This is a genomic window from Dactylosporangium sp. NPDC049525 (assembly GCF_040676755.1).
Classification (GTDB): Bacteria; Actinomycetota; Actinomycetes; order Mycobacteriales; family Micromonosporaceae; genus Dactylosporangium.
This window is the reverse complement of record NZ_JBFAPO010000005.1, coordinates 196,990-200,623: the sequence shown is the minus strand read 5'-3', so window position 1 is coordinate 200,623 and position 3,634 is coordinate 196,990. Positions and strand designations below refer to the sequence as shown.

General features: G+C 70.7%; 3 protein-coding genes. All 3 read right to left on the bottom strand.

The annotated features are described in order from the left end of the window. Nucleotides 1-29 precede the first annotated feature (29 nt). Nucleotides 30-665: a ribosome-associated translation inhibitor RaiA gene (raiA, locus tag AB0K00_RS11275; RefSeq protein WP_363518665.1), complete on the bottom strand. Its 636-nt coding sequence runs from the start codon at nt 663-665 to the stop codon at nt 30-32. A 318-nt stretch (nt 666-983) separates the two neighbouring features. Next, entirely contained in the window at nt 984-1,652 is a 669-nt protein-coding gene (locus AB0K00_RS11270; RefSeq protein WP_363518663.1) for a phosphoribosyltransferase family protein, read from the bottom strand. 8 nt (nt 1,653-1,660) lie between these two features. After that, complete coding sequence (locus AB0K00_RS11265; RefSeq protein ID WP_363518660.1) at nt 1,661-3,550, bottom strand: LpqB family beta-propeller domain-containing protein; 1,890 nt, start codon at nt 3,548-3,550, stop codon at nt 1,661-1,663. Nucleotides 3,551-3,634 lie beyond the last annotated feature (84 nt).

Sequence of the window (3,634 nt, the reverse complement as noted above, 5' to 3'; positions counted from 1 at the left end):
GCCGGTGCGAACCGGCCCGCCGAAACGGCTCACATGCCGAGGCTCATGACCCCGTAGTCATATGCCTTGCGCCGGTAGACGACGCTGGGCCGGCCCGACTCCTTGTCGTTGAACAAGTAGAAGTCGTGGCCGAGCAGCTCCATGTGGAACAGCGCGTCGTCGACGGTCATCGGCTCGCCCGGGTGTTCTTTCTCCCGCACGATGTGCCACGGCTGGTCGTCCTGCTCGTCGAGCAGCTCGAAGTCGCCCTCGGCGCGGTCCTGGGAACTGCCGGCGAGCGTGGCGACGCTGCTGCGCTCAGGCTGTGTGAACGCCAGCGACGCGGTCGCCGCGGCGACGGAGACCGGCGCGTGCCGTCCCCGGTGGACGCGCCGCCGATCGGCGGCCCGGCTCAATCTGCTGTCCAGTTTGGCGATCGCGGCGTCCAGCGCGCTGTAGAAGTCGGCGGCGCAGGCCTCGGCCCGGATCACCGGTCCCCGGGAGACACACGTGATCTCCACACGCTGGCAGTGGTCGGATTGGCGCGGATTGCGCTCGTGAAACAACTCGACGTCGACGCGGATGAGCTTGTGGTCGTATCGCTCGACCTTCTGCAACTTGTCTGCGACGTGCTGCCGATAGTGGTCAGGCACCTCGACGTTGCGGCCCTTGACGACGATGTCCACTCCTGGCCTCCCCCACGGGTCTATCAAAGAATCGGGTTTGGGTTCGGGTTTGTTGTCTGGACTGCTCGGCCGGATCGCGCCTCCCCAGAGGCTGAGCCCACGCGGCACGCGACCGAAACGGATGGGGCAGAGTCCTCCCTTCCGAACCGGCGCTTCGCGGCGCCAGTGCAGGTCGTCTCTCGACGTTAAACCGAGGACAGCCACTAGTCACCCCCGGTTCACAAGAACTCTGTCTTCAACTCCCGAAACCCTCCTCGCGGATTACCCCGAGTGGCGCACGAAGTAACGTTCCGCTCAAAACGGCACGAAGGTTGTGTTCTACGCTTGACGCTGCGTAGCGGCCAGAACGGCGACCCGGTCGACGCGGACGCCGCCGGCGGCGAGGCGGGTGGCGGACGCCGCGAGGGTCGAGCCGGTAGTGATGATGTCGTCGACGAGGACCACGGTGCCCCCGGGCGCGCGGTGCCCGCGGAGCGCGAACGCCTGCCGGGCGGCCCGCGCCCGCTCGGCCGCGGACAGCTCGGCCGAGTCCTCGCGCTTCGGCAGCGCCCGCAGCAGCCCCGCGACGCCCGCCTCGACGCCCCGCCGGCGCAGCGCCCCGGCGGCGTGGTGCGCAATCCGGTCGATGTGGTCGCCGTAGCGCCGCCGGGCCGCCGCGGTCGTGGCCGGCACCGGCACCAGGACCAGCGGCCCGCGCAGGTCCGGCGTGGCGGCCACGACCCTGGCGAGGAGCCCGCCGAGGACCGGTGCCAGTTCGTGCCGGTTGCGCTCCTTGTACTGGATGAGCATCCGACGCAGCGAACCGGCGTACGCAGCCAGCGCGAAGGCCGGCGGCAGCCCGGGTGGCTCCGGCACCGGCCGGGTCCGGCCCGGGCGGACGGCCGCGAGCGCCGCCCGGCACGGCTCGCACAGCGGCCCGGTCGCCGGCTCGTCGCAGCCCGCGCAGGTGGCGGGCAGCACCAGGTCGAGCAGGTCGGCGAGGAACACGGCGCCGCTCAGTCCGCGTAGAACGGTGACAGCGGCGGCTTCGGCGCCTGGGTGGCCGACGCCCCGGGTTTCGGGCTGTCATTGGTCATCTTGATGTCGGGCGTGTCGTCGGCGAACACGACCCGGGCCACCTGGTTCGCCTCGAACAGGACCAGCACCTGCTGCAGCGAGTCGGTCGGGTCGTTGGTCCGCGCCGAGAGCTGGCTGACGGTGTAGGCGCCGGTGACGGTCGGCTTGAGCAGCGGCAACGGCATCTCGCCGGTGCCGTCGATGCTCGTCGAGATCAGCGAGTAGCTCCCCTCGGAGAACAGGCTGTTGGCCGGGTTGGGCCGGCCGCCGATCGCGAGCGTGGTCTCGGTGATCCACCCGATCGCCTGGTTGTCGCCGAGGGAGGTGGACACCAGGTGCTGCTCGCCGAGGCTCAGCCTGCCGTTCTCGATCCGCAGCACCGCGATCATGGCTTTGTTGCCGACGATGAGCGCGATCCGCCGGCCGTCGGGCGCCACCGAGAACGCCGTGACGTTGGTGATCGCCTGGTCGTTGGCCCCGGGCACGACCTCGGCCTTGGCCGCCTCGCCCGCCTTCGCCGGTGGGGTGACCGCCCAGAGCCGGGTGCCGTCGGCGATCAGGAAGCGCTGCGCCGGACGGTCGATCCACGTCGGCCGGCTCAGCGTGGCGGTGGCGGGGATGTCGCTCACGACGACGTACTTCGGGTCGGCCGTGGCGCCGGGAACGCTGACGTACAGCTGCCTGCCGGTGCTGTTGGGGGCGACCTTGCGGACCAGCGCCGCCTTCGTGTGCAGGCGGTTGATCGTGGCCGAGACGACTCCGGTGTTGAACGGGCCGGGGGCGAACAGCTCGGGCGGGCCGTCGGCGGGCATGTCCACCGGCCGGACCTCCGCGTTGCTGTCGACCACGAACTTCTCCTGGTCGACCTCGCCGACGGCGGCGTTGTCGTTCTCGTAGCCGTCGGAGGCGTTCGTGGTGTCCTTGGCGTTCTCGAACGACAGCTCGACGGGTGGATGCCCGTCGAGCGACCAGCGGATCTGTCTGGACAGCTTGCGCAGGTCCTCGGGGCTCTTGCCGGCCGCCTTCGAGCTGAGGTTCACCGTGACCCGCTTGTCGGGCCCGACGGTCGGGTCGTCCTTCGTCTGGATGTCGGGCGACACGCTGGCCACGACCTCGTTCAGCCACGGCGACGGGCCCGTCGTGAGCCACGTCATGACCTCGCTGACCCGTTTCGACGCCGGCAGCACCCGCGGCATGTAGCGCAGGTCGGGCACCAGCTTCGGCGTGTCGACGCCCGACTCCCAGAAGTAGATGGGCTGCGGCTGATACCACTCCTTGAGCCCGGCCACGCTCAGCAGCATGTGGGACGGCACCTTGGTGAGCCGCAGCTGCCCGTCGACCTCCTCGCCCTCGAAGTCCTCCGACCAGACTGGCTTGTCCAGCTGCGGCGGCCCGAGGCGGCCGACCCGGTCGAACTGACCGACCGCGACGAAGTTGGCCGTGACCCGGCTCTTGTTGGTGCCCACGTCGTCGGCCTTCGTAAGGGCCACCTGGACCACGATCAGCGGCATCTGTGGCCGGGGTGGCCACTGCGCGGCGGCCTGCTCGGTCATGAACGTCTTCATGCGGGTCTGGGTCTCGGAGACCGCGCTCGGGTCGTCGGTGCTGGTGATGTTGCCGCCGACGGACGTCATCAGGTAGCGCGACACCAGGTCCAGCAGGCTGCTGGCGCCGTCGGGCCGCGGCGGGTCCTGGGCGCGGTCCTGGGCCGGCTTGGGGTCCGCCGCCGGGCCGACGTACTTCGGATCGGTGCGGTCGGGCAGCCCGCAGCCCGCGAGCAGCAGGGTGGACGCAAGCAGCGCCGCAGTGAGCCGCCGGAGCCGGGTCACGCCGCCACCTCCGCTGCGCTCCGGCGCCGGCCTGACCTGATGGCTGTGCTCATGGTGACCAGCTCCTCGCTCCGCTGCGGGCCG